21 protein-coding genes, 1 tRNA gene and 3 pseudogenes are annotated in these 23,683 nt (G+C 59.7%); 19 read left to right on the top strand and 6 right to left on the bottom strand.

Annotation, left to right across the window (positions count from 1 at the left end):
• The first annotated feature begins 104 nt into the window (after positions 1-104).
• The 3 genes and pseudogenes from NKH70_RS26045 to NKH70_RS35855 form a co-directional block, all read left to right on the top strand.
• Positions 105-1,433 (top strand): dicarboxylate/amino acid:cation symporter, encoded by a 1,329-nt coding sequence (locus NKH70_RS26045; protein WP_352615322.1) that lies wholly within the window; start codon positions 105-107, stop codon positions 1,431-1,433.
• Between the two features lie 302 nt (positions 1,434-1,735).
• Complete coding sequence (locus NKH70_RS26040; protein WP_352466665.1) at positions 1,736-2,767, top strand: LacI family DNA-binding transcriptional regulator; 1,032 nt, start codon at positions 1,736-1,738, stop codon at positions 2,765-2,767.
• Between the two features lie 445 nt (positions 2,768-3,212).
• Positions 3,213-3,450, top strand: a pseudogene (locus NKH70_RS35855) (IS1634 family transposase); the annotation flags it as partial.
• A 117-nt stretch (positions 3,451-3,567) separates the two neighbouring features.
• Here the strand turns inward: NKH70_RS35855 and NKH70_RS26035 are convergent.
• The gene (locus NKH70_RS26035) at positions 3,568-4,497 is read right to left on the bottom strand and encodes a LysR family transcriptional regulator (RefSeq protein WP_352457033.1); all 930 of its coding nucleotides are present in this window, start codon (positions 4,495-4,497) and stop codon (positions 3,568-3,570) included.
• Positions 4,498-4,765: 268 nt separating this feature from the next.
• Here NKH70_RS26035 and NKH70_RS26030 point away from each other — a divergent pair, with 268 nt between their 5' ends.
• From NKH70_RS26030 to NKH70_RS25990, 9 genes and pseudogenes are all read left to right on the top strand, one after another.
• A complete protein-coding gene (locus NKH70_RS26030; protein WP_352457034.1) occupies positions 4,766-5,359 on the top strand; it encodes a NodA family N-acyltransferase in 594 nt (197 codons plus the stop codon).
• Entirely contained in the window at positions 5,356-6,015 is a 660-nt protein-coding gene (gene nodB, locus NKH70_RS26025) for a chitooligosaccharide deacetylase NodB (RefSeq protein WP_352466666.1), read from the top strand. The genes NKH70_RS26030 and nodB overlap by 4 nt, the downstream gene beginning before the upstream one ends.
• A gap of 14 nt (positions 6,016-6,029) precedes the next feature.
• Positions 6,030-7,355 (top strand): chitooligosaccharide synthase NodC, encoded by a 1,326-nt coding sequence (gene nodC / locus NKH70_RS26020; protein ID WP_352466667.1) that lies wholly within the window; start codon positions 6,030-6,032, stop codon positions 7,353-7,355.
• A gap of 80 nt (positions 7,356-7,435) precedes the next feature.
• Positions 7,436-8,032, top strand: coding sequence for a nodulation methyltransferase NodS (nodS, locus tag NKH70_RS26015; protein ID WP_352466712.1), 597 nt, complete (start codon positions 7,436-7,438; stop codon positions 8,030-8,032).
• A gap of 35 nt (positions 8,033-8,067) precedes the next feature.
• Positions 8,068-8,313, top strand: a pseudogene (locus tag NKH70_RS26010) (carbamoyltransferase N-terminal domain-containing protein); the annotation flags it as partial.
• A 43-nt stretch (positions 8,314-8,356) separates the two neighbouring features.
• Positions 8,357-9,268: a nodulation factor ABC transporter ATP-binding protein NodI gene (gene nodI, locus NKH70_RS26005; protein ID WP_023719311.1), complete on the top strand. Its 912-nt coding sequence runs from the start codon at positions 8,357-8,359 to the stop codon at positions 9,266-9,268.
• 3 nt (positions 9,269-9,271) lie between these two features.
• Positions 9,272-10,060 (top strand): ABC transporter permease, encoded by a 789-nt coding sequence (locus NKH70_RS26000; protein WP_352483783.1) that lies wholly within the window; start codon positions 9,272-9,274, stop codon positions 10,058-10,060.
• A gap of 67 nt (positions 10,061-10,127) precedes the next feature.
• On the top strand, positions 10,128-11,090 hold the full coding sequence (locus NKH70_RS25995) for a LysR family transcriptional regulator (protein ID WP_352516375.1): 963 nt from the start codon (positions 10,128-10,130) through the stop codon (positions 11,088-11,090).
• A gap of 8 nt (positions 11,091-11,098) precedes the next feature.
• A pseudogene (locus tag NKH70_RS25990) lies at positions 11,099-11,361 on the top strand (hypothetical protein); the annotation flags it as partial.
• A gap of 99 nt (positions 11,362-11,460) precedes the next feature.
• On the opposite strand, the gene NKH70_RS25985 reads toward NKH70_RS25990, so the two are convergent.
• A complete protein-coding gene (locus tag NKH70_RS25985) occupies positions 11,461-11,694 on the bottom strand; it encodes a hypothetical protein (RefSeq protein WP_352491482.1) in 234 nt (77 codons plus the stop codon).
• A 545-nt stretch (positions 11,695-12,239) separates the two neighbouring features.
• Between NKH70_RS25985 and NKH70_RS25980 the strand changes: the two genes are divergently transcribed.
• From NKH70_RS25980 to NKH70_RS25965, 4 genes are all read left to right on the top strand, one after another.
• On the top strand, positions 12,240-13,031 hold the full coding sequence (locus NKH70_RS25980; protein WP_352450736.1) for a calcium-binding protein: 792 nt from the start codon (positions 12,240-12,242) through the stop codon (positions 13,029-13,031).
• 396 nt (positions 13,032-13,427) lie between these two features.
• Positions 13,428-15,197 carry a type I secretion system permease/ATPase gene (locus NKH70_RS25975; protein WP_353026417.1) on the top strand — a complete coding sequence of 590 codons (1,770 nt, stop codon included), beginning with the start codon at positions 13,428-13,430 and terminating at the stop codon, positions 15,195-15,197.
• Positions 15,172-16,485: an HlyD family type I secretion periplasmic adaptor subunit gene (locus tag NKH70_RS25970; protein ID WP_352548197.1), complete on the top strand. Its 1,314-nt coding sequence runs from the start codon at positions 15,172-15,174 to the stop codon at positions 16,483-16,485. Before NKH70_RS25975 ends, NKH70_RS25970 begins: the two co-directional genes overlap by 26 nt.
• Before the next feature lie 670 nt (positions 16,486-17,155).
• The gene (locus tag NKH70_RS25965) at positions 17,156-18,373 is read left to right on the top strand and encodes a tyrosine-type recombinase/integrase (protein ID WP_353026394.1); all 1,218 of its coding nucleotides are present in this window, start codon (positions 17,156-17,158) and stop codon (positions 18,371-18,373) included.
• A 21-nt stretch (positions 18,374-18,394) separates the two neighbouring features.
• Here NKH70_RS25965 and NKH70_RS25960 read toward each other — a convergent pair.
• A tRNA-Ile gene (locus NKH70_RS25960) sits at positions 18,395-18,470 on the bottom strand.
• A gap of 183 nt (positions 18,471-18,653) precedes the next feature.
• Between NKH70_RS25960 and NKH70_RS25955 the strand changes: the two genes are divergently transcribed.
• Positions 18,654-19,364 (top strand): SIMPL domain-containing protein, encoded by a 711-nt coding sequence (locus NKH70_RS25955; protein WP_023719319.1) that lies wholly within the window; start codon positions 18,654-18,656, stop codon positions 19,362-19,364.
• Between the two features lie 131 nt (positions 19,365-19,495).
• On the opposite strand, the gene NKH70_RS25950 is transcribed toward NKH70_RS25955, so the two are convergent.
• The 3 genes from NKH70_RS25950 to NKH70_RS25940 form a co-directional block, all read right to left on the bottom strand.
• Positions 19,496-19,855: a hypothetical protein gene (locus NKH70_RS25950; RefSeq protein ID WP_023678277.1), complete on the bottom strand. Its 360-nt coding sequence runs from the start codon at positions 19,853-19,855 to the stop codon at positions 19,496-19,498.
• A 219-nt stretch (positions 19,856-20,074) separates the two neighbouring features.
• Positions 20,075-20,521: a YcgN family cysteine cluster protein gene (locus NKH70_RS25945; RefSeq protein ID WP_023678278.1), complete on the bottom strand. Its 447-nt coding sequence runs from the start codon at positions 20,519-20,521 to the stop codon at positions 20,075-20,077.
• A 298-nt stretch (positions 20,522-20,819) separates the two neighbouring features.
• Positions 20,820-21,464: a hypothetical protein gene (locus NKH70_RS25940; protein WP_352720842.1), complete on the bottom strand. Its 645-nt coding sequence runs from the start codon at positions 21,462-21,464 to the stop codon at positions 20,820-20,822.
• A 30-nt stretch (positions 21,465-21,494) separates the two neighbouring features.
• Here NKH70_RS25940 and NKH70_RS25935 point away from each other — a divergent pair, with 30 nt between their 5' ends.
• Both NKH70_RS25935 and NKH70_RS25930 read left to right on the top strand, forming a co-directional pair.
• Complete coding sequence (locus NKH70_RS25935) at positions 21,495-22,922, top strand: OmpA family protein (protein WP_353026393.1); 1,428 nt, start codon at positions 21,495-21,497, stop codon at positions 22,920-22,922.
• 239 nt (positions 22,923-23,161) lie between these two features.
• The gene (locus tag NKH70_RS25930) at positions 23,162-23,677 is read left to right on the top strand and encodes a TIGR00645 family protein (protein WP_352915456.1); all 516 of its coding nucleotides are present in this window, start codon (positions 23,162-23,164) and stop codon (positions 23,675-23,677) included.
• The last annotated feature ends 6 nt before the right edge of the window (positions 23,678-23,683 follow it).

Below are 23,683 nucleotides of genomic sequence, written 5' to 3'. Positions count from 1 at the left end.
TGGGTATTGCGGCGGCCTTGGTGCAGCGTTCGACCGGAGCGCCGCGATAGGGAGAAGCCCGGGAGAAGTCACGCCACCTCGATCCGGTCAGGGAGAGAGAAACAGTGTCAGCTGCACAAGTCCGCGGCGCGAGTCCCGCGCCCCGCAAACCCTTCTATGCCAAGCTTTACGCGCAGGTGCTTGCCGCCATCGCCCTCGGCGTCGCAATTGGCTATTTCTATCCGGGGACCGGCGAGAGCCTGAAGCCGCTGGGTGATGCCTTCATCAAGCTGGTCAAGATGATCATCGCGCCTGTCATCTTCCTGACAATTGCGACCGGCATTGCCGGCATGAACGATCTTCACAAGGTCGGCCGGGTCGCCGGCAAGGCAATGGTCTATTTCCTCACCTTCTCGACGCTGGCGCTGATCGTCGGCCTCATCGTCGCCAATGTCGTCCAGCCTGGCGCCGGCCTCAACATCGATCCGGCCTCGCTCGATGTCCAGGCCGTGAATACCTATGCCGCAAAGGCCCACGAGCAGTCGGTCACCGGCTTCCTGATGAACATCATCCCGCCAACGATAGTCGGCGCCTTCGCGGAAGGCGACATCCTGCAGGTGCTGTTCTTCTCGGTTCTGTTCGGCATGGCGCTCGCGATGGCCGGAGAGACGGGCAAGCCTGTCGTTTCCTTCCTTCAGGCGCTCATCGCGCCTGTCTTCAAGCTCGTCGGCATTCTGATGAAAGCCGCGCCGATCGGCGCTTTCGGCGCAATGGCCTTCACCATCGGCAGATATGGCATCGGTTCGGTCGTCAACCTCGCGATGCTGGTCGCGACGTTCTATTTCACCGCCTTCCTCTTCGTGTTCGGGGTTCTCGGCGCGGTCTGCCGCTACAACGGCTTTTCGATCTGTTCTCTCATTCGCTACATCAAGGAAGAGCTGCTGCTTGTCCTCGCAACGTCCTCCTCGGAGGCCGCGCTCCCCTCGCTCATGCAGAAGATGGAGAAGGCGGGCGCCAGGCGTTCGGTTGTGGGTCTCGTCATCCCGGCCGGATATTCGTTCAATCTGGACGGCACGAATATCTACATGACCCTGGCGGCCCTCTTCATCGCGCAGGCGACGAACACTGATCTGTCAATCGGCGATCAGGTGCTGCTGCTGCTCGTTGCGATGCTTTCCTCCAAGGGCGCTGCAGGTGTGACAGGTGCGGGCTTCATCACCCTGGCTGCTACGCTCGCCGTAGTTCCGAGTGTTCCCGTTGCTGGGATGGCCCTGATACTCGGCATCGACCGCTTCATGTCCGAATGCCGGGCGTTGACGAATTGCGTTGGTAACGCAGTGGCATCCCTCGTCGTCGCCCGCTGGGAAGGAGAATTGGACCAAGCGCAGATGAAAGCCGCCTTCTGCGGTCATCAGCTTGCCGAGGCATCAAACCGGCTATCCTCCGCCGAGTAAGGGCGACGCACCGCGACCGGTTTCGCCAAGCTGGTCACATGACCTGAACGATCGACTCGCAGGCTCTAAACGGCGCCTCACGGACCATGTATCAGAAGCGCTAAATGTGTGAGTGCAAATCATCGCCGCCCTAAGCGAATGAACCTTCCGTTATACCCGGCCGGTCTACGTCTGGAGTAGTCCAATACGCTGTCGATCATTCAGTATGCGGGCGTCTTCACTTTGCCCACCCGAAAGCATTGTCGAATCGCGCTAGGTGACAGAGAGCCAGCCTGCGTCAAAAACCAATCAGAATAGGACCCATGACCAAGCGCCCCACAATTACCGATCTCGCCCGCGAAGCCCGAGTCAGCGTAGCAACGGTCGATCGGGTTCTGAACGCCCGCCATCCGGTGCGCGAGGAGACCGCGCGGCGGGTCCACGACGCCGCCCACGCGATCGGCTATCATGCTGCCGGGCTCATCAAGCAGCGCTTGCGGCGAGACCTACCGTGCTACCGTCTGGGCTTCATCTTGAGAAAACCGGCCCAGCATTTCTACCAAGACTTTGCGCGCGAGGTCGAAGCGTCGGTCAATTTGGCCCAGTCCTTCCACGGCATTCCGCTCATCCAATTCGCCCCGTCACATATGCCGAGCGACCTAATCGCACCGCTCAAGGATTTGGGCGCACGCTGCCATGCGATCGCGATGGTGGCACCGGACCACCCAAAAATTACAGCAGCGGTTGAGGACCTCAAGGCCAAAGGCATTCCGGTTTTCTCGCTGCTTTCCGACTTCGCCGCCGGCGTGCGACAGGGCTATATCGGCCTCAACAACCGCAAGGTGGGGCGCACGGCCGCTTGGATGGTGTCCAAGGTCGCAAAACGGCCCGGCAAGGTGGCGGTGTTTGTCGGTAGCCATCGTTTCCAGGGGCACGAGCTCCGTGACGTCGGCTTTCGCTCCTATTGCCGTGAGAACGCGCCGACGTTCGAGGTGCTCGATCCGCTTGTGAACCTGGAGAAACGGCAGGTCACCTACGAGGCAACGCTTGATCTCATGCAGCGGGAACCCGAGCTCGTCGGCTTCTATGTCGCCGGGGGCGGCATGGAGGGCGCCATCTCCGCGGTCCGGGAAGAGGGTAAAAGTCGCGATCTCGTCGCGATCGTGAATGAAATCACGCCGGAATCTCGGGCGGCACTCGCTGATAACATCATCACGATGGCGGTCGCCACGCCAATGCGCCGGCTTTCCCAGGAGCTGATAACGCTGATGACGCGGGCTATCGAGACCGGCACTGCTGAAACACCAGGACAGACATTTCTGCCGTTCGACATCCATCTGCCGGAAAATATATGAAACTGATGGCTTCTATCGTAAGCGGGGAGTTTCCTTTCATGAATGAGAGAAAGTTGATTGATTATCCCATCCACGCGGGGTAGCCGCACCCCACAGGCCTCAGCCGCGGCCCAGGATGAAGCGCCGATTGGGTGAACGGATCGGCCGCGCGTTCAGCCCGAAGCGCGAGGTAAATTGCCTACATCCGCAGCGTTGACCTCGACCGGCTTCATTGCCAACATCTCGACGTTGTCGGTGCAGGGCGGTGTCATCAAGGATGCCTCACGCCAGTAGCCGAGCGAGGCCGGCACAGTCCATTGGTATCGACCTCGTCGACCGCCATCTCCTCGCCTGGCCGCGTGAAAAGCCGCGGCATGGCCGGCAAAGTTGGCATTTGAGTGGGGCTAAACACCTTCTGGGACTTCGCACGCGAAATCGGAGGCGGCAGTCAATTCAGTACCAACCCGGACATGTGTTCTGCTCGTTCCTGGCCCTCGTACTCAGCAAGGAACTGCGCCGCTCTGCCGGGCCAAAGGCCTGACGCCCGAATGGCAACCGTTCCTACGCGATCGCGACCGCCTCCAGGAAGCCACCATCGAAAAGGATGCTCGCGTCGTCACCACCACGTCACGGCCAAAGTGGGCAACGTTTTGAAGGCAGCTGGCATCGCTCTGCCACACAACCTCGACGAACAACTCGCCTGAGATCACCCCCAAAACGTAGTGGTAACACGCGCCGGAGCGCGCCTAACATGCTGATTAATGACATATTCTTGCGGGCGGTGTTTAAACTGCAAGGTCGGATGGTCGTGCCCGAGACGCTCAATAGCTTTCAAGCAAAGGCGCCAGGCGAGATGCCTCCTGCAACATCATTTCCCGCATCCACAGGCTTGCCGGATCAGTGTTGTGAAGCGCAGGCCATTGGACGGCCTCCGTGAATGCGGGATGAGGAAGTGGCGGCGGAAGTCCGACAATCCGCAGGGGTGTTGTTTTTGCGAAATGCTGCGCCAGCCGTAAGGGCATGGTCCCGATGCGGTTGGTGCCTGATAGGACCGGCGCGATCAGGCTAAAGCCCTGTACGACGACCTCGATACGTCTCTCGAACCCGTGCTCGAGCAAATACCATTCCTCCATGGTGGGCTGCCGGGTGTGCCTGAATTTGAGCACGACATGCCCCATCGACAAGTATCGCTCGAATGTAAGTGGCTCTGACAGCTGCTTGTTCGTGCCGCAGCCTACGCATACGAGCATATCTTCGAACAGGGCTGCGCGAGGATGTTTCGACATGAACACTTCCGGCATAATCAGAAAATCAACGTCGCCGCGCCGGAGAAGCTCCTCGGGGTCGTCGCAAATAGGGAGACATTCGAAGCGGACGGCGGGAGCTTCCCGCGCAGTACGCTCTACGATCCTCTTAAAAAGCACGAGCGTGAGGTAATCGGAAAGCATGATTCGGAAGAGACGATCCGATTGGGCTGGGTTAAAGGCGTCGGAGGAAATAATCGATAGCTGGATGTGCAGCAATGCGTCCCGGACTGCTGGGGCAAGCCCCTCCGCGCGCGGTGTCAAAATGAGCTCGCGGCCGTTCATCGTAAATAGCTCATTGCTGAAGTAGGCGCGTAACCGAGCGACGGCGGCGCTCATGGCCGGCTGGCTCAGATTAATACTGTTGGCCGCGGCAGTGACTTTACGCTCCCTGATCAGAGCGTCCAGCACAACGAGGAGATTCAGATCCAGCCCCTTAAACCGCATATCCTGATCTATCCAGCGTGTGGATGGGCATCATCTAAACAATCAATTTTACGAATTTACGAACCATGCATTAGAGGAACGTAAATGACCGACGTCAAGCTCAAATCGACGGCGCCGCCACACGGGCGGGAACATCGAGAGAGCTCATTGGCGAGCCCCACCGGCTGGCTCACCGTCGCTAACGACAACGGTTGAGTGCAGCCAACAACGCCGCCGCTTTGGCCGGGTAATGCGGCCCGCAAGAAACCATTTTGAAGAGAGGTCCTGAATGCGCCCTCAGGTGCAGTGGAAATTGTGCTGGGAAAACGAGTTGCAGCTCTCGGACCACGTCGAGCTCGCCCAGTTCTTTCGTAATACCTACGGGCCGACTGGGGCGTCCAACGCAGAACCGTTCGAAGGTAGTCGAAGCTGGGCCGGAGCCAGGCCTGAACTCCGCGCAATCGCCTATGATTCGAGCGGTGTAGCGGCTCACATGGGCATACTGCGCCGTTTCATCAAGGTTGACGCGGTCGATCTGTTGGTGGCTGAGCTGGGCCTGTACGGGGTACGTCCGGATCTTGAGGGTCTCGGAATCGCCCATTCAATCCATGTCATGCTTCCAATACTGCAGGAGCTTGGCGTTCCATTCGCTTTCGGAACCGTCCGGGACGCGCTGCGGAATCATGTTGAGAGGTTCGCGCGGCGATACAGCCCTTTGGCCGTTTTGTCGGGAATTCGCGTGCGCTCCACCCGACCAGAGGCGCGCCTCGACCTGCCGCCCACACGCATCGATGACGCACTCACCATTGTTCTGCCAGTTGGACGGCCGATCAGCGAATGGCCCACGGGCACGATGATCGATCGGAACGGACCAGAGCTATGAGCCGTCCCGATTGCTTGTACGAAGTGCGCCGTGAGTGCTCTGACGGCACCGGCCGTCGCAGCGTTTATCTGACGTTTGACGACGGTCCCAATCCACTTTTCACACCGGAGATTCTCGATGTGTTGGCAGAGCAGCGGGTGCCGGCGACTTTCTTCGTCATCGGCGCCTACGCCTTAGAGCACCCGGATCTAATCCAACGAATGTTTGCAGAAGGGCACGAGCTAGGCAACCACACGATGACTCATCCGGATCTGTACAAATGCGGCTTCGGCGAAGTGCAACGTGAGATTTTTGAAGCGAACGGCGCCATCATGAGGGCGTGCCCTCAGGCCTCGGTGCGCTATATTCGCGCGCCCTACGGCGCCTGGAGCGAAGAAATCTTCACAGCGTCACAGATCGCCGGGCTGACGGCCCTCCATTGGTCCGTCGACCCTCGAGATTGGTCTCGCCCTGGGGTCGACGCGATTATCGATACCGTGCTCGCCTCTGTCCGGCCGGGCGCAATCGTACTCTTGCACGACGGATGCCCTCCCGGCGAGTTGAGCCAGGGCGCTCACGCCGGTCTGCGCGACCAGACGGTCACGGCGCTGTCCCGTCTGATTCCAGCACTTCATGAGCGCGGATTTGTAATCCGCTCACTTCCTCAACATCACTGAACAAACGAGATCCCATGACTCTTCTTGGTACAACCAGCACTGTGGCCATTTCGCTTTATGCACTGCTCTCGACTGCTTATAAGAGCATGCAGGGGATTTATGCTCTGCCGACAAACGACTCATCGGCGTTGGAGGATCTCGTCGGCTCCGATCAACTGCCCAGCGTGGATGTCATCGTCCCCTGCTTCAACGAGGATCCGCGCACGCTTTCAGAGTGCCTGGCGTCCATTGCAGACCAAGAATACGCCGGAAGACTTCGGGTCTATGTGGTTGATGACGGTTCTGGAAATCGCGAAGCCGTAGGAACTGTCCACGAAACCTACGCGCGCGACCCTAGGTTCGACATCATTTTGCTTCCCGAGAATGTTGGAAAGCGCAAGGCGCAGATCGCCGCGATACGCCGCTCATCCGGGGATTTGGTGCTTAACGTTGATTCAGACACGATACTCGCGTCCGACGTCATCACCAAGCTTGTACCGAAGATGCGAGATCCAGCGGTCGGCGCAGTCATGGGTCAGTTGATTGCCAGTAACCGGAGCGAGAGCTGGCTGACAAGGCTGATAGACATGGAGTACTGGCTGGCTTGCAACGAGGAGCGCGCGGCACAGGCTCGCTTCGGTGCCGTTATGTGCTGTTGCGGCCCATGTGCCATGTACCGTCGGTCTGCGCTCCTTTTGTTACTGGACCAGTACGAGTCGCAATTTTTTCGGGGCAAGCCAAGCGACTTCGGGGAGGATCGCCATCTCACTATCCTCATGCTGAAAGCAGGCTTTCGAACCGAGTACGTTCCGGGCGCCATCGCGGCCACAGTCGTTCCGAACAGACTCGGACCGTATCTGCGCCAACAACTCCGTTGGGCACGAAGCACATTCCGGGACACGCTGCTTGGGCTGCGCTTGCTGCCCGGCCTCAATAGCTATCTCACGTTGGACGTGGTCGGACAGAATCTCGGGCCGCTACTCCTCGCCCTATCGGTACTAACGGGCCTCGCACATTTCGCACTGACAGGCACTGTGCCTTGGTGGACAGGACTGATGATTGTGTCCATGACCATGCTCCGATGCAGCGTGGTAGCATTTCGTGCTCGACAGTTTCGATTTCTGGGCTTTTCCCTGCACACGTTCATCAACATCTTTCTCTTACTTCCCTTGAAGGCCTACGCGCTGTGTACATTGAGCAATAGCGATTGGCTGTCGCGAAGCTCTGCTGTCGCTACATCGAACACTGGGGGAAAACAGGCCCCCACCCAAACTCCGATCACTGGATCAAGCAGGGCAGAATTCTCACCGCATGCGGCTCCGCTTCGCAGGCTCAATCTTGCGCGGATTCTTCGGGATTAGCGCTGTCGAGCAACATCTGCGGCGACGAGTGATCGCTAATTACCTAGGTAGACGAGAGGTGGACGAGTTTGACCCAGAACATGAATCATCAGTTGCTCGATCGGGAATTGGCCGCAGACGATCCGTGGCGCCTCGACGGCAATCCGTTCGAGCGGGAGCGCCACACGGAAATGCTCCAGCTGGCGCTTGCCCAAGGCTCCATTACAAATGCCCTCGAAGTCGGGTGCGCTGCCGGCGCATTCACGGAAAAACTAGCCCCCTACTGCCAAGGGCTCACCGTCATCGATGTCGTGGCGCAAGCGATTGCTCGAGCACGTCAACGGATAAAGGAGCCGTCGCGCATCAACTGGATAGTCTCCGATGTTCAACAGTTTTCGACCGACGAGTTGTTTGACCTGATCGTTGTGGCGGAGGTCCTATACTACCTCGAAGACATAGCCGAGATGCGCGCGGCCGTCAAAAACCTGGTGCGGGTGCTTGCGCCAGGCGGGCATCTGATCTTCGGATCGGCAAGGGATGCTAATTGCCGTCGCTGGGGTCACGCCGCTGGTGCTGAGCCGGTCATCGCCATGCTGAACGAAACGTTGATCGAGGTAGAGCGTCTTGAGTGTCGGGGCGAGTCGGTCAACGAAGACTGCTTGCTCGTCCGTTTCCGGAACCCGCTTTCCGCTTCCTGATGAATCGAATCTATCGCCGTTAACGTGGAGACACTATGCGCATCTGTGGTACCAAGCTGACCCATGATGGGGCGATCGCCCTTGTCGAGGATGGACGGCTCGTCTTCTGCGTTGAGCAGGAAAAGCGGCACAACAATCCGCGTTATCAAACCATCGATAATCTCGACGTAATTGTCGCCGCTTTGGCGGAACAGGGGCTAAATCCTTGTGATGTCGATCAGTTCGTTATCGACGGCTGGGATGGCGAAGACGAGTCACAGTTTCAGGTCCGGCAGGCAACCAAGCAACCGCCAGTCTTGGCGTCCCTCTCGGTAAAATGAACCCATGTCCATGGTAGCGATCGATCTTACTGACGTAAGCAAAACTTATGACAAGCTCGTTGTCGACAGACTGTCGTTCCGCGTTGCGGCGGGGGAATGCTTCGGGCTCTTGGGACCGAACGGTGCGGGCAAAAGCACGATTGCGCGTATGGTCCTCGGCATGACATCGCCTGATGCGGGGAAGATTACTGTGCTCGGCGCTCCAGTGCCGGCGCGCGCGCGTTTGGCACGTATGCGCATCGGCGTGGTCCCGCAGTTCGACAATCTTGATACCGCGTTCACTGTACGCGAGAACCTGTTGGTGTTCGGGCGCTACTTCCGGATGAGCAGACGCCAGATCGAAGCGGTCATACCGTCGCTGCTTGAGTTCGCCCGCCTCGAGAACAAAGCGGATGCGCGCGTCGCCGAACTGTCCGGCGGCATGAAGCGGCGCCTGACGCTCGCGCGTGCGCTGATCAATGACCCGCACTTGCTGGTGATGGACGAGCCGACCACCGGCCTCGATCCGCAGGCCCGCCACCTGATCTGGGAACGGCTGCGATCGCTGCTGGCGCGGGGCAAGACTATTCTTTTGACTACCCATTTCATGGAAGAGGCCGAGCGGCTGTGCGATCGGCTGTGCGTTATGGAGGAGGGGCGCAAGATCGCCGAAGGCCGCCCGTCCGCACTCATTGACGAGCAGATCGGCTGTGACGTGGTCGAGGTCTACGGCGGCAATCCGCATGAACTGGGTGCGCTGATCCGGCCGTACGCACAGCGCATCGAGGTGAGCGGTGAGACGCTTTTTTGCTATGCACCCGATCCGGAGCAGGTGCTGGTGCAGCTACGCGGGCGCGCCGGTCTGCGCCTTCTGCAGCGTCCCCCCAATCTCGAGGATGTGTTCTTGCGGCTAACCGGGCGCGAGATGGAGGACTGAACAATGGGCGAACGTTATGCGGCGGCCATGCCCGCCAATGCGTGGAATTGGGTCGCGGTTTGGCGCCGCAACTATCTTGGATGGAAGAAAATCGGGCTTGCATCGGTTCTCGGCAACCTCGCCGATCCGATGATCTATCTGTTCGGTCTCGGCTTTGGCATCGGAACAATGATAGGTCCTGTTGAGGGCACTTCGTACATTGCGTTTCTCGCGGCTGGCATGGTTGCCACAAGCGCGATGGCATCGGCGACTGCTGAAACGGTTTACGGGAGTTTCGGCCGCATGGACAACCAGCGCACCTGGGAAGGAATGCTATGCACTCAGCTGACGCTCGGCGATATCTTACTCGGCGAATTGGCGTGGGCAGCCACCAAGGCCCTGATGGCGGGCACAGCAATCACTATTGTTGCCACCACGCTCGGCTACACATCGTGGCCATCCATCCTCTGCTTGCTGCCAGTCATCGCTCTCAGTGGCCTCGCCTTCGCGAGTCTAGCGATGGTCGTCACGGCGCTTGCGCCCAGTTATGAATATTTCATATTTTATAATACGCTAGTTGTAACACCCATGCTGTTCCTTTGCGGCGCGATGTTTCCGGTCAACCAATTGCCCGGCGCTTTTCAGGACGTCGCCTCCTTGTTGCCGCTCGCACATGCAATTGACCTCATTCGTCCGGCGATGCTTGGCCGTCCGGCCGGCAGCATGGGCCTGCATATCGGCGCGCTTTGCATATACACGGTTTTGCCGTTCTTCCTATCGGTTGCTCTATTTCGTCGTCGGCTGATGCGTTGACGCTACTCACCATTCTTAAAATTGATTCTTTGGGCGATACCCATCCACGCGTCGGATAGGTCAATACATGCGTTTTAAGGGACTCGATCTAAATCTCCTGGTTGTGCTGGACGCTTTGATCAGGGAGCGTAAAGTCACCGCCGCGGCCCGCAGTATTAACCTGAGTCAGCCGGCCATGAGCGCCGCCGTCGGTCGGTTACGCGCCTATTTCAGCGATGAGCTATTTACGATGAACGGCCGCGAACTCATTTTGACACCGCGCGCGGAGGGGCTCGCCACAGCAGTCCGGGAGGCATTGCTGCACATCCAGCTGTCGATTATTTCCTGGGACGCCTTTAACCCGGCCCGATCGGATCGTCGCTTCCGCATCATCCTTTCCGATTACCTCACGCTCGTATTTTTTAAGAAGATCGTAAAGCGTGCTGCGCGGGAAGCTCCCGCCGTCCGCTTCGAATGTCTGCTTATTTCCGACGACCCCGAGGAGCTTCTCCGGCGCGGCGACGTTGATTTTCTGATTATGCCGGAAGTATTCATGTCGAAACATCCTCGCGCAGCCCTGTTCGAAGATATGCTCGTATGCGTAGGCTGCGGCACGAACAAGCAGCTGTCAGAGCCACTTACATTCGACCGATACTTGTCGATGGGGCAGGTTGTGCTTAAATTCGGGGACACCCGGCAGCCCTCCATCGAGGAATGGTATTTGCTCGAGAACGGTTTCGAGAGACGTATCGAGGTCGTCGTACAGGGCTTTAGCATGATCCCGCCCCTTCTATCAGGCACCAACCGCATTGGGACAATGCCCTTACGGCTGGCGCAGCATTTCGCAAAATTAACACCCCTGCGGATTGTCGAACTTCCGCCGCCACTTCCTGCCGCATTCACGGAGGCCGTCCAATGGCCTGCGCTTCACAATAATGATCCGGCAAGCCTATGGATGCGGGAAATGATGTTGCAGGAGGCATCTCGTATGATTACCCCGCCTAAGAGCACCGGACGTCTCAGTTGTCGGCCGACGACCCCTCGGTTATGAGAGGAGGCATGGATGGCGATTGGGATTGGGCGATTCCTGCATTGTCGAGAACGATGCAGGGAGAGCAGATCCTTCAGCTTGAAGAGGTGGCAGCGATGCTGCCGCTGCATGAGCTTGGCTGGGGAACCGACGGGCGAACGAATTCGGGTGCGCTCGCAACACGGTGCCTCGGTATCTAAGCGAGGGCGGGACTGTTCCGTTTCGCAAGCCTGTGCGGCCGACCGCGTTTGACGGACTGGACGATTGGCTGCGGGAGCGCTTCTTCCCCCATGGCTCGATCTCGACCCGCTCCAGATGCGCCGGGAACGCCTTGCGCGGTCGCGCAGCACGTCGCGGCTCGCCTGTCGGTCTTGCGGCCTCGAGCTCGGACTCAATCGCGCCGAGCCCGGTCTGATTTCGAAGGCGAAGGCCTGCTGGGCACGTTCGAGCTTCTCGGAGCTGCGACCGAAGCGGCGCGCTCCAGCTGCTTGACGATCCCATGAAGGTCGGCGATCCTCTCCTGGGCACGCTCGTTGAGTGTCGCCATCCGGACGATCTCGGCCTTGAGTGTTTCGCTCCGGAGTTGTTGCAGTTCGGCCTTCTCCGCCGCCATGGCGACGAACATCGCCTTGAGCGGATCGATTTCGTGGGGACGGGCCGAGCGCTTCTCGTCACTGACGCCGACAGGAGCTTATTTTGCACGGCCTGAGGCCCGCCTTTTGCGCCTGAGTCACTTCGCCACCGCCTTCCGGCCGGACGCCGTCGCCGTTCGGCTCGAACGCGTGTCCAGTCCATGCCTTCGACGAGCGCCATCAGTTTCGGCGCGGCAAGCCGATCACGCCGTTCTCCGCCAGCGGAACTTGTCCTCGTCCAGCGCTCACGGTGCGGGTATGCCGGCGTCGAGCAAACAGAGAGAAGTTTGGGGCCCAACCAGGACGGCCCCGTTACGAAGTTCGTCCTGGTCCCGGTTTGAGTGTCGAATCTTCATCGATTGCTTGGGCGACCAGCGTCCCCGCCGCCAGCGAGCCCGCAACTGCTCAGCAGAAGGGCGAAGTGAACGTGAATGCATCCATTTCGTAAATGTGTGTCTATCCAAGCAATCGATTTCTCTAATTATCCGATGAGCAATATGAACGCGTCAGGCAGGGTGCATCATTAGGAGTATTTTCGATGGCAAAGATTATCGAGGGTGGCCCGGGTGCCGAAACACTCATCGGCACCGAGCTTGACGATTGGATGGAGGGTTTCCAGGGCGGTGACTGGATTGACGGTCGTGGCGGCAACGACGAGATCTCGGGTGGCCCGGACAGTGACCGACTCATCGGCGGCAAGGGTAACGACCGCATCTTCGGCGGAGATGGCTGGGACGATCTCTCCGGCGACAACGGCCGCTTCAACCCGCGCGTCTCCGGTGAGGACAATGACAGGCTCAGCGGCGGTCCCGGCCAGGATGTCCTCTACGTGGGTGACGGCCAGGACACGTTGACCGGGGGCACCGACAGTGACACGTTCGTGTTCCAGTTCCACAATCCGGTGCCTGGGGTTGTCGGGTCGAAGTCGGACATTACCACTATCACCGATTTCAACCCGGCGGAGGACAAGTTCGCCTTCGATGCGGTGGGCCTCTACAATGACGGTTTTGGCGCGAACTTCGTCAACAACGCCAGCATACAGTCCGGCTACCCGGTGAGCAGCTTCTACAGTGGTGCGGCCTCGGGTGCGAACGGCGAACACGTCGTAGTAATCACTGGCGAATCTTTCAACTCTGCTTCTGAAGCCGCGAGTGCGATCTCCGGCGAGCACGCCGGCGACATCATTGTCTACCAAAGCAGCTACACCGACAGAGTCGCAACTCTGGCCTATGTCACCGCCGACAACAGCGCGCATGAATTCGTCCACCTGGGCGGTGTGGTCACCGTGGCCGACCTAGGCCTGACCGCGTCGGACTTCACCTTCGTTTGATCCAGAAAACCCATACGGAACAGCGCCCCGCCCCCCGGGGGCGGGCGCTTTCCGTTTCCGCTACGTGCGATGGGCCGGGGCGCCCGGGAGCAGTCGCAGCGTGTACAGCTTGACGAAGCCCTGCACGTCGCGCTGGTCGTACACCGAAATCTCCCTGAAGGCGTGGAGGCGGAAGCCTGTTCGGGCCCTTGCGGCCGGCCACGATGACGTTGCCCTTCCAAACCTTCAGCCGGACGGTGTTGTTGTTGACCCGCTCCATTAGATGCCAAACCAAACATATTCGGCGGGAGCACTGATCCTGAAGCAGCGAGCGGATGCAGTCGGTCGCCGCTCGGGGAGCAATATGGGGAGCTGGGTCGCCAGATCCTCACGGAGACCTACGTGAGTAACCATTCCTTGAAGGATTCAGCTTTGAGACCTTTCCCTCTGAGTTCCGCTATTTGGGGAATTCTGTTGATCAGCGGCGTGGTGAACGTGCTTGCGCTGATCTCGCCGCTGTTCATGCTTCAGGTCTACGACCGCGTTCTGGCAAGTGGCAGCGTATCGACGCTAGTGGGGCTCGTCGTGCTTGCTACAGGGCTTTATGCGTTCCAGTGCCTGCTCGACATTTTGCGCGCGCGCGTGCTGCTGCGGATTGGCGAGCGTTTCGATGAACAGTTTTCCGGACGCGTTCACGATGCGATCGTTCGCCTTCCGCTTTCAACGCGCATGCCGGGCGACGGCTTGCAGCCGCTACGCGATCTCGACAATGTTCGCGGATTCTTAGGTGGAAACGGCCCGACAGCGTTCTTCGATCTGCCATGGATGCTGCTTTATCTTGGCATTTGCTTCCTCTTTCATTTCTGGATCGGCATGACGGCACTTGTCGGGGCGATCGGTCTCACATCTCTGACACTTCTTGCCAACACTCTCTCGCAACGACCGATACGCGATACCATTGCCCACAACATGGCACGCAATGGTCTACTGCAAGCAGCGCGTTGCAATGCCGAGGTCGTGCAAGCTCTCGGTCTCGGAAAGCGGATCGCTGCCCGATGGCACAAGGCCAATGCCAAGTATCTGGCCGCCAGCCGGAAAGCCGGGGACGTGGCAGGTGGGCTGGGTGCCATTTCAAAGTCGCTGCGCGTGCTGCTGCAATCGGCCATTCTTGCCGTCGGCGCGTACCTTGTGATCAGGCAGGAGGCTACGGCCGGGGTCATGATTGCCAGTTCGATCATGATGGGGCGTGCGCTGGCTCCGGTCGATCTGGCCATTTCAAGCTGGAAACCCTTCCTCATGGCGCGCGAGGGTTGGGCGCGGCTGGAGGACCTCCTGGGAAAGGTTCCTGAAACCGCTCCTGTTATGCCAATGCCTGCACCTGAACGCGAACTCCGCCTCGAAGGCGTGACAATCGTTCCGCCCGGCGAAAGGAAGCCGACCGTGACCGGCCTTGCGTTTGCCGTTCAGGCGGGAAGCGCACTCGGGATCATCGGTGCATCGGGTTCGGGCAAGTCGACACTCTCGCGCGCCATCGTCGGCGCATGGACGCCGGTCGCCGGAAAGGTTCGCATCGACAGCGCAAGCCTCGATCAATGGGACCGGGAAGCGCTAGGCCGTCATATCGGCTATCTGCCGCAAGGTGTTGAACTGTTCGACGGCACCATTGCCGAAAACATCGCTCGTTTTGAAGATAATCCTGACCCTGAGGCTATTGTCACCGCGGCGAAAGCAGCGGGCACGCACGAACTGATCCTCCGATTTGAGCACGGCTACGAAACTCCGATTGGTGAGGCCGGATCGGCACTTTCCGCCGGGCAGCGCCAGCGTATCGGTCTTGCCCGTGCTCTTTATCGAGACCCTTTCCTTGTTGTGCTGGATGAACCCAATGCCAATCTCGATGCGGAAGGCGAGGCTGCGGTTGTCAAGGCGATCGCCTCCGTGCGCGAGCGCAAGGGCATTGCGGTTGTCGTTGCCCATCGGCCGAGCGCCATCCGCGCCGTGGATTTGGTGTTGGTGATGGAAGGTGGACGGCAGCGAGCATTCGGTGCGCGTGATGAGGCGCTTTCCAAAGTCTTGAAGAGGGCAGCGATGGCATCAGGCGCTGGGGTCAAGGCCATCGAGTCTACACAGGATAACGAGCGCGCTGACATGGAGGATCCCGGTGTCCGGCATTCATCAGAACAATGACGTTTCCAGGTCCATTCGCCGGCACCTGGTGGCGGGCCTGCTGGCGAGCGTGATCTTTGTGGGAGGAGCCGGAGCCTGGGCGGCCTTCACGAATCTCTCCGGCGCGGTTGTCGCGTCCGGACACTTTGTCGTCGATTCCTATGTGAAGAAGGTGCAGCACCCGACCGGCGGGGTGGTGGGAGAAATCCTGGTGAGCGAAGGTGATAAAGTAAAAGCCGGCGACATCCTCATGCGGCTCGACGCCACCCAGACGCGCGCCACTCTCGCTGTAGTCACCAAGCGGCTCGATGAGCTGGCCGCCAACCTGGCACGACTCGAAGCTGAGCGTGACGATCTGGCGGAGATCGCCTTCCCGGACTGGCTGCTCGCCCGCAGAGATGTTCCGGACGTAGCTTCGGCAGTACATGGCGAGACGCGGCTGTTCGAATTCCGCAGACAATCCCGCGACGGAAGGCAGGCGCAGCTAGCGGAACGCATCACTCAATATGAGCACGAGATCGAGGGGCTCAAGGCGCAGGCAATCGCTTGTGAGAAAAGCACCGAGATCCTCCAAAAGGAAATTGCTGCCCTGAGTGGGCTGCGCGACCAAGGCATTGTCTCGGACCAACGCTTGAACAGTCTGAAGACGCAGGTTGCCACTTTCGGCGGCGAACGCGGTGAGAAGATTGCACATCAGGCACAGACGGCAGCCCGCATAGCCGAAACGCGCCTGCAGATCCTGCAGATCGATCCGGATTTCAAGACGGAAGTCGGCCAGGAGCTCAGAGAGGTTCAGGCGCAGGTTGGGGAGTATGTTGAGCGCAAGGTGGCGGCTGAACAGGAACTGCGACGGATCGATATTGTCGCGCCGCAGTCAGGCGCCATTCAACAACTCGCAGTTCATACGGTCGGAGGAGTGATCACGCCCGCCGATCCGATTATGCTAATCGTGCCGGAAGGCGACGATCTTGCGCTTGAAGCACGAATCACCCCGAAGGACATCGACCAAATCCAGCTTGGTCACAAGGCCGTGCTGCGGATGTCAGCCTTCAATCTGAGGACCACGCCGGTATTGAACGGATATGTCAGCCGGATCGCAGCCGATCTGGCGACGGACGAAAAAAACGGCGTTTCGTATTACCTGGTGCGTCTGTCGGTTCCGCATGCGGAACTGACGAAGCTCAAGGACCTGACGCTCGTGCCCGGCATGCCGGCCGAAGCGATGATCCAGACGGGCGAGCGTACGGCGCTTTCTTATTTTGTGAAGCCGCTGTCGGACCAAATCAGTCGCGCATTCCATGAGGAATGAAAGTAACCACAGAAACATTTTGTTGGTATTCTTGTTGGTTGTTACGCATGCATGAGAGTCATAACCGTCTGAAAACACAGCCATACTTTCCTCAGTTGGATTCCGCCTCTGACTCAGATTCGTGGTTCCACGGTCATTTTGCCCTTCCAAGTCGCCGACCATTCAGTTCTTGGCCTCGAGCGCATTAAGATACCCATCATCGTACACAAAGGCTGGAAAAGAGTCCGGTGTCTTGAGCGATCCTGAGGTCTGGAGACCTAGGGTGAGCCTGCAAGCACAGGGCTAGGACATGATTGAGCGTCTGCAATATTCGGACAGGTACATAGGAAGACAGGCAGGCGTCAAAAACGCGCTTTCAACGCGCTAAACCGATGCTACGCACCCCGAGCGTCTTGCCGCCCTCGCTCCCGCCGGTAGGAATCAATCGCGAGCAGGCTGCGACGTTCATCGGCGTAAGCTCAACGACCTTTGATGAAATGGTCCAGGACGGCCGGATGCCCCAGCCACGAATGCCGAGCAAGGGGCGCATTGTTTGGGACGTCGAGGAACTTGTATTGGCCTTTCGAAAGCTCCCTCACCGCCAAATCGGAGGAGCACCAAAGCTTGACGAAGATTCGCCGCCACTAGACAATCCTTGGGATCGAAAACCACGAACATGACGGATGAGCCCGTGAAAATCGATCTTAAGGGCGTAGTGAAGGACACTGATCGCCACGGCAATGATCGGTACTATTTTCGCGCACCGGGTCGGAAGAAGGTCCGGCTCCGTGAACCGACCGGCAGCGACGAGTTCCTCGAGGAACTGCGGTGCGCGCGCGCCGAGGTCACTTATGTTCGGCCCGGCACTCTTCCCGAGATTTGCCGGCGCCTCCCCAAGGCTTCCGAGCCAGCGAAGAAAGGCACGTTGCTGTGGCTTTGCCAGGAGTATTACCGTCGGGGCGGCACGGAAATCACCCAAGACACTATGGCGCGCCGACGAGCAATTCTGGAGCGCGTATGCGAATTACCTCATCCCCTCGAAGGTGACCCGGATCCTCAGTATCCCACCAAGGGATCTCTGCCATTCGCCGGTATGAAACGGTCTCATGTTAAGGAGATCAGGGACACCAGGCTCGACGCCCTTGGCGCGGCAAACAATATCGTAAAAGCCATCAGCGCGATGTTTGAGTGGGCAAAGGACACAGAGATTCCGGGCGTCGACTCCAATCCCGCCCGCGGCATCAGACGGCTAAAGAGCGGCGACGGCTGGCACCCATGGGACGTGTCGGAGATCGTTCAATATGAGAAGCGGCATCCGCTGGGTACCGCAGCCAGACGTGCGCTCTCGACCTTCATGTTTACTGGCCTGCGGTTGTCCGACGTCGCGATCTTCGGTCGACAGCACATCACGCTCGTCTACAACGAGGAGACCGAGCAGTGGGAGAAGTGGATCAGAATTAAGCCTGGGAAGACCAGTCGTAACAAGGATGCGGTGTTGGTGGAGCTCCCGCTTCTGCCCGAACTAGAGGCGGAACTTGAGCACACGCCCTCCGACCAGATGACCTTCCTGGTCAATGAGTATGGTCGCCCGTTCTCGGAGAACGGTCTGGGCAACAAGATGCGCCAGTGGTGTGATCAAGCTGAGCTGCCGCACTGCAGTGCTCATGGAATTCGCAAGGCCGGCGCGACGATCGCCGCTGAGAACGGCGCGACGCACGAGCAGCTGAAGGCGATATATGGGTGGACTACGTACCAGCAGCCCGACCACTACATCAAGAAAGCGCGTCGCCGGAAGGTAGCGAGAGCGGCGAAATACCTGCTGGTTATCGATCGAAAAGAGAACAAAATTGTCCCACTTTCTGCGGGGGTTGAAAGAGGTGGGACAAAAATGGCCAAAAAATCCAATTAAATCAACGGCCACAAAAGCCAATGGTGGGCCCGGAGGGACTCGAACCCCCAACCAAGCGGTTATGAGCCGCCGGCTCTAACCATTGAGCTACAGGCCCCACGGCGCTGGATTAGTGTTTTTCCCTGAACCGCACAAGGCTTTCCCTGGGCTTTCCGAGCAGACGTTCCAAGGGGCTGGCAGAGATCGCCCAAATCAGCCCATATTGATAACCTATTGCACGTCGCCCATTGGACGCCGCCCAACACTCGGCCGTCTTGGGATCGCAGATCGAGGAGATTTCATGACCAGACGTATTTTGCCCCTGGCAATTGCCGCCGCAATCGCATTTCCGGCGATCGCCGGCGCCGCCGATTCACCACCGCCGCCGCGTATCGTCGTCACCGGCGAAGGCGAGGCGGCGATAGCACCCGATCTGGCTCTGCTGACGCTCAGCGTCATGCGCGAGGCCAAGACGGCACGTGCTGCGCTCGATGCCAATAACGACGCCATGGCCGCGGTGATCGCCGCGATGAAATCGTCCGGCATCAAGGAGCGCGATCTGCAGACCGCGGGCATCCAGATCAACCCGCGCTATAACTACACCAACAAGCCCGACGGCAGCCAGGAGGCCGAGCTTGTCGCCTACCAGGTGACCAACACGCTTTCGGTGCGCATCCGCGACATCGACAAGACCGGCGACATTCTCGACAAGGCGGTGTCGCTCGGCGTCAACCAGGGCGGCGGCATCTCCTTCTCCAACGACGATCCGGCGGCAGCCGTCACCGAGGCCCGCAAGAAGGCTGTCGCCAATGCCATGGCCAAGGCCAAAACGCTGGCCGAAGCGGCGGGCGTGGGCATCGGCCGGGTCCTGGAAATCACCGACCAGAATTTCGCACCACCGCCGATGCCGATCAACGCCAAGGCATTCGATGCCGCCGGTGCGTCGGTCCCGGTGCAAGCCGGCGAAAATTCCTATACCGCACAGGTGACGGTGACTTTCGAATTGAAATGATCATCGCTTGCAGCATAAAAAACCCCGGAGGATCGATCCTCCGGGGTTTTTTTGAGCCACGCTTTCCGTCCTGGCGGAAAGGGCTCCGCTACTCTACCGGCTGCAAGTCAGCCGGCCGCAGGCCCAAGACCTTAGCGATAGATGATCGGACAGCCGCGCTCATTAGCGAATACGATCACGACGCGGTCGCCATACTGGCGGCCGGCGACCTTGACCGTGCGGCGGTTGATGTCGATGATGCGGGCGCGGTGCAGGCCCATGCGTTCGGCCTTGTCGATGGCACGCTCCGGCGAACAGGACCGGCGCCAGCCGCCATGACGGCGGTGTTCGCGATAGTAACCATCATCTTCGTCGCCGGTATAGACGCCGACGCGCGGATCCTGGTTATTGCCGAAGCCGAGATAGATGCTGTCAGCATGAGCGGGGATGGCAGCAAGTGTGCCAAGGCCGACAAGAGCCGAAAGAGCAGCCGTCTTGATGGTATTGAACATTGTGTCTCTCCTTGTTGAGGGTTTCAACCCGTTTTCGTCGAACCGATGCGAGGAGAATGCACCCGTCTGTCTGAATTTTTTGCGAACCGGCCGTTCATCTCCAGTTCATGAGGCAGAACCGGAATAGTCTCTCTCGCTTCTGGAACCGGTGCGATGGACGGCGGATGGGCAACGTCCGTTTTGCCGTCGGTTCCGGATTCTCGATTTCGCGGTAAAATCCTAAGGCTCGTCTGCGAGCATATGGTCGAAATAGTCGTCCGGCTCGGCAAGGTCGGTCTCGCTGGCGCTGACCCGGCCGCGCATCGAGATGCCGGCCTCGTGCACGGTCTCGTCGCTTCCAGACACCAGCCTGTGCCACCAATAGAGATCGCGGCCCTCGGCGACCAGCCGGTAAGCGCAGGTCTTGGGCAGCCAGCTGATGGTGCGCACATTCTGCGGCGTCAGCCCGACGCAATCCGGAACACGCGCCAGCCGGTTGGCATAGTCGGAGCAGCGGCAGCTTCCAGCGTCGAACAGCCGGCAGCCGACGCTGGTCCAGTAGATCTCTCCGGTGTCCTCGTCTTCGAGTTTGGACAGGCAGCATTTACCGCAACCGTCGCAGAGTGATTCCCACTCGGCCGGGGTCATCGCCTCGAGGGTCTTGGTCTTCCAGAACGGCTTTTCCATCGGCGGCATGTGGCCCTCGGACGCTTCAAGGTCAAGCACGGCAACCGTGCACCCTCGTCCGAACGATACGCCGGGACCATACGCCGGAACATACGCCAGGACCATACGAATGACATGAAGTCGCCTTCAAAACGCCGGTCAATCGCCCTGTGCCACAGCTAGAACCTACAAACAGGAACCAAACATGGTTGCTGAAAGTTTGGGCAGGGATGGGACGCCACAAGGAGTGTTTATGATGAAACGCCAACCACGGATTCTGGCAGGCACGGCGCTTGGCCTGTTGATGGCGTCCGCGCCGTTAGGCGCGTTCCCGCTGCAAGGCAATGCCGCATTCAGCCCCGTGCAACGTACCGCAGCGCCGCTCATCCCAGTGCAATCGAGTTGCGCCGAGGGCGAGTCGGCGGAGGCCTGCGCGCAAAGCCAGCAGGCAGAGCAGCCCAGAAAGAAGAAGCGCGACCAGCAGCAGCAAACGGAATCCGCTCCGGCCGAGCAGGCGGCTCCGGCCGAGTCCGAGCAACCCCGCAAGAAGCGGCGCAATCAGCAGCAGCAAACAGAATCCGCTCCGGCCGAGCAGATCGCTCCAGCCGAGTCCGAGCAACCCCGCAAGAAGCGGCGCAATCAGCAGCAGCAAACGGAATCTGCTCCCACCGAGCAGATCGCTCCGGCCGAGACCGAGCAGCCCCGCAAGAAGCGGCACAACCAACAGCAGCAAACGGAATCTGCTCCCACCGAGCAGATCGCTCCGGCCGAGACCGAACAGCCCCGCAAGAAGCGGCGCAATCAGCAGCAGATCGAAGCGGCCCCATCGGAACAACCGGCCGAGCAGGCAGCGCCGGCAAACGACAACCAGCCCAACGTCAATCCGCGCAAGAAGAAGCAAAAACAGAACCAGCAGATCGAGGCTGCCCCGGCAGAACAGGCTCCGACTGTCGAGCCCGGACAAAAGCCGGGCAAGCGCAAGAAGCCTGCTGAATTGACCGGACCCGCCACGGAGCCGGAAGGCCAGCCGGCGCCGACCAATAAGGAAGCGACCCCACAGGCCCAACCGGCTCCGACGGAGCAGCAGGCCGCTCCCGTCCAGGACGAACAGCCCCAGGACAAGATCAAGAAACGTGGCAAGAGGCCTGTCGGCGAACAGCCGGTGACAGGAGAGCAACAGCCCTCGACCGGCGAACAGCCTTCGACTGGCCAGGCCGCGCCGGTCCAGGGTGAAAATCCGGTCCAGGGTGAAGCCCAGGCCAATCCGAACGAGGCACCTGTTCTGGACAGCCAGAAGGATGTCTTGCGCAAGCGCAAGGGTGGCAAGGAGCGCGGCCAAAATGCCGGCAAGCAGCAGGGCAACCAGCCCGCCCAGCAGGGCGAGAACCAGGCGGAAGCCCCGAAGCCGGCTCCGGTCGAGGAGGGACCGCCACCCACCGACGACCGGGCAGCCCAGCAGGAGATCAAGCCTGAAAAGATCGCTCCGGTGACCGAGGAAAAAGGCAAGCGTGTCGAGCGTGCGCCGGACATCGAGGATGTTCGCCGCCGTCCGCGCCCCCAGGGCGCCAACGTCGTCAGGGAATTCGGCGACCGCGTCATCCTCCAGTTCAACAACCAGACGTTCGTGGAAAGCAGCGATGCCCCGCGCATGCATCGTGGCGCCAGGAATGTCTATTATGAGGACCTGTCGGGCGATCGCACCCGGGAGATCGTCGAGCGCGACAACGGTGTCCGGATCGTCACTATCCGCAACCGCTACGGCGACGTCATCCAGCGTTCACGCATCGCGCCTGACGGGCGCGAATATGTGCTGAGCTATGTCGACGAGCGGAACTATGACTATGATGCAGACTGGCGCGACCCGGGCGACGACCTGCCGCCGATGCGCCTTACCATCCCGCAAGAGGAATACATTCTGGATTCCGAAGAAGTCGAGGATCCGGACGACTACTATACCTTCCTCGAACGGCCGCCGGTCGAGAGGGTCCAGCGCCTCTATTCGATCGACGAGGTCAAGCGCTCGGCCCGCGTGCGCGACATCGCCCGCCGCATCGACCTCGACACGCTCAACTTCGAATTCGGTTCGGCCTCGATTTCCGACACCGAGGTCCAGAAGCTGGAGGGTGTTGCCAACGCCATGGACAAGCTGCTGAAGCAAAACCCGGCCGAGAGCTTCCTGATCGAGGGCCATACCGACGCTGTCGGCACACCGGAAGCGAACCTTGCTCTGTCCGACCGCCGCGCCGAGGCGGTCGCCGAAGCCTTGACCAACGCCTTTGGCATCCCGCCGGAGAACCTGACGACCCAGGGCTATGGAGAGGAGTATCTCAAGGTCAACACGTCGGGACCCAACCGCGAGAACCGCCGCGTCGCCATCCGCCGGATTACCCCCCTGGTGGCGCCGGTGGCCAGCGCCCAATAAATCGGAATGTGAACCGCGCGATTTGATCAACCATTGAATCGCGCGGTCATCAATCTTGAAACGCGTGGTTACCAATCCCAGATTCTGGACAGGGCGTTCCCTGCCCTGTCCCGACTCCAGCGGGACACACGAGCCCCGCCGGTTCCCCTCCCCGGCGGGGTTTCGTTTTTTTGGAACCTTGCAAACAGCCGCAGCCTGCCCGAAATACGGCACTCCGACAACGGAGCCCGAACCGCCGCATGAAGCGCCTCGAACTCGCCATCGAATCGATCATTCTCGCCTCGCGCTGGCTGCTGGTCGCCTTCTATCTCGGACTGGGTGCGGCACTTGCCATCTATGCCGTGTCCTTCGGCAAGAAGCTGTTCGAGTTCGTTCCCGTCGCCTTCACGCTCGATGATACCGACACCATCCTGAAAATGCTCGGCCTCATCGATGCCGCGCTGGTCGCCTCACTGGTGGTGATGGTGATCATCTCGGGCTACGAAAACTTCGTCAGCCGCTTCGATGAAAATGACGGCAAGGTGCATTGGCTGGGCACGATCGATGTCGGCTCGCTGAAGGTCAAGGTCGCCTCGACAATCGTAGCGATCTCCTCGATCCACCTCTTGCAGGTGTTCCTGAACTCGGTCTCCTACACGACCGACCAGCTGATGTGGCTGACCATCATTCATCTGGCCTTCGTTCTCTCGGCACTGATGCTTGCCTATATCGACCGGCTGATGGGTCTTGGCAAAGCCAAGAAAGCCGAGGAGTGAGCACGC

It is taken from the genome of Mesorhizobium sp. M0991 (assembly GCF_040318915.1).
GTDB lineage: Bacteria > Pseudomonadota > Alphaproteobacteria > Rhizobiales > Rhizobiaceae > Mesorhizobium.
This window is presented reverse-complemented; position numbering and strand designations above follow the sequence as displayed.

What these genes read in the sequence shown, in the direction of transcription:
- NKH70_RS26040 (WP_352466665.1), top strand. Translation starts at nt 1,736, where the DNA reads ATGACCAAGCGCCCCACAATTACCGATCTCGCCCGCGAAGCCCGAGTC.
- NKH70_RS26035 (WP_352457033.1), bottom strand. Translation starts at nt 4,497, where the DNA reads ATGCGGTTTAAGGGGCTGGATCTGAATCTCCTCGTTGTGCTGGACGCT.
- NKH70_RS26030 (WP_352457034.1), top strand. Translation starts at nt 4,766, where the DNA reads ATGCGCCCTCAGGTGCAGTGGAAATTGTGCTGGGAAAACGAGTTGCAG.
- nodB (WP_352466666.1), top strand. Translation starts at nt 5,356, where the DNA reads ATGAGCCGTCCCGATTGCTTGTACGAAGTGCGCCGTGAGTGCTCTGAC.
- nodC (WP_352466667.1), top strand. Translation starts at nt 6,030, where the DNA reads ATGACTCTTCTTGGTACAACCAGCACTGTGGCCATTTCGCTTTATGCA.
- nodS (WP_352466712.1), top strand. Translation starts at nt 7,436, where the DNA reads ATGAATCATCAGTTGCTCGATCGGGAATTGGCCGCAGACGATCCGTGG.
- nodI (WP_023719311.1), top strand. Translation starts at nt 8,357, where the DNA reads ATGTCCATGGTAGCGATCGATCTTACTGACGTAAGCAAAACTTATGAC.
- NKH70_RS26000 (WP_352483783.1), top strand. Translation starts at nt 9,272, where the DNA reads ATGGGCGAACGTTATGCGGCGGCCATGCCCGCCAATGCGTGGAATTGG.
- NKH70_RS25995 (WP_352516375.1), top strand. Translation starts at nt 10,128, where the DNA reads ATGCGTTTTAAGGGACTCGATCTAAATCTCCTGGTTGTGCTGGACGCT.
- NKH70_RS25985 (WP_352491482.1), bottom strand. Translation starts at nt 11,694, where the DNA reads ATGTTCGTCGCCATGGCGGCGGAGAAGGCCGAACTGCAACAACTCCGG.
- NKH70_RS25980 (WP_352450736.1), top strand. Translation starts at nt 12,240, where the DNA reads ATGGCAAAGATTATCGAGGGTGGCCCGGGTGCCGAAACACTCATCGGC.
- NKH70_RS25955 (WP_023719319.1), top strand. Translation starts at nt 18,654, where the DNA reads ATGACCAGACGTATTTTGCCCCTGGCAATTGCCGCCGCAATCGCATTT.
- NKH70_RS25950 (WP_023678277.1), bottom strand. Translation starts at nt 19,855, where the DNA reads ATGTTCAATACCATCAAGACGGCTGCTCTTTCGGCTCTTGTCGGCCTT.
- NKH70_RS25945 (WP_023678278.1), bottom strand. Translation starts at nt 20,521, where the DNA reads ATGGAAAAGCCGTTCTGGAAGACCAAGACCCTCGAGGCGATGACCCCG.
- NKH70_RS25930 (WP_352915456.1), top strand. Translation starts at nt 23,162, where the DNA reads ATGAAGCGCCTCGAACTCGCCATCGAATCGATCATTCTCGCCTCGCGC.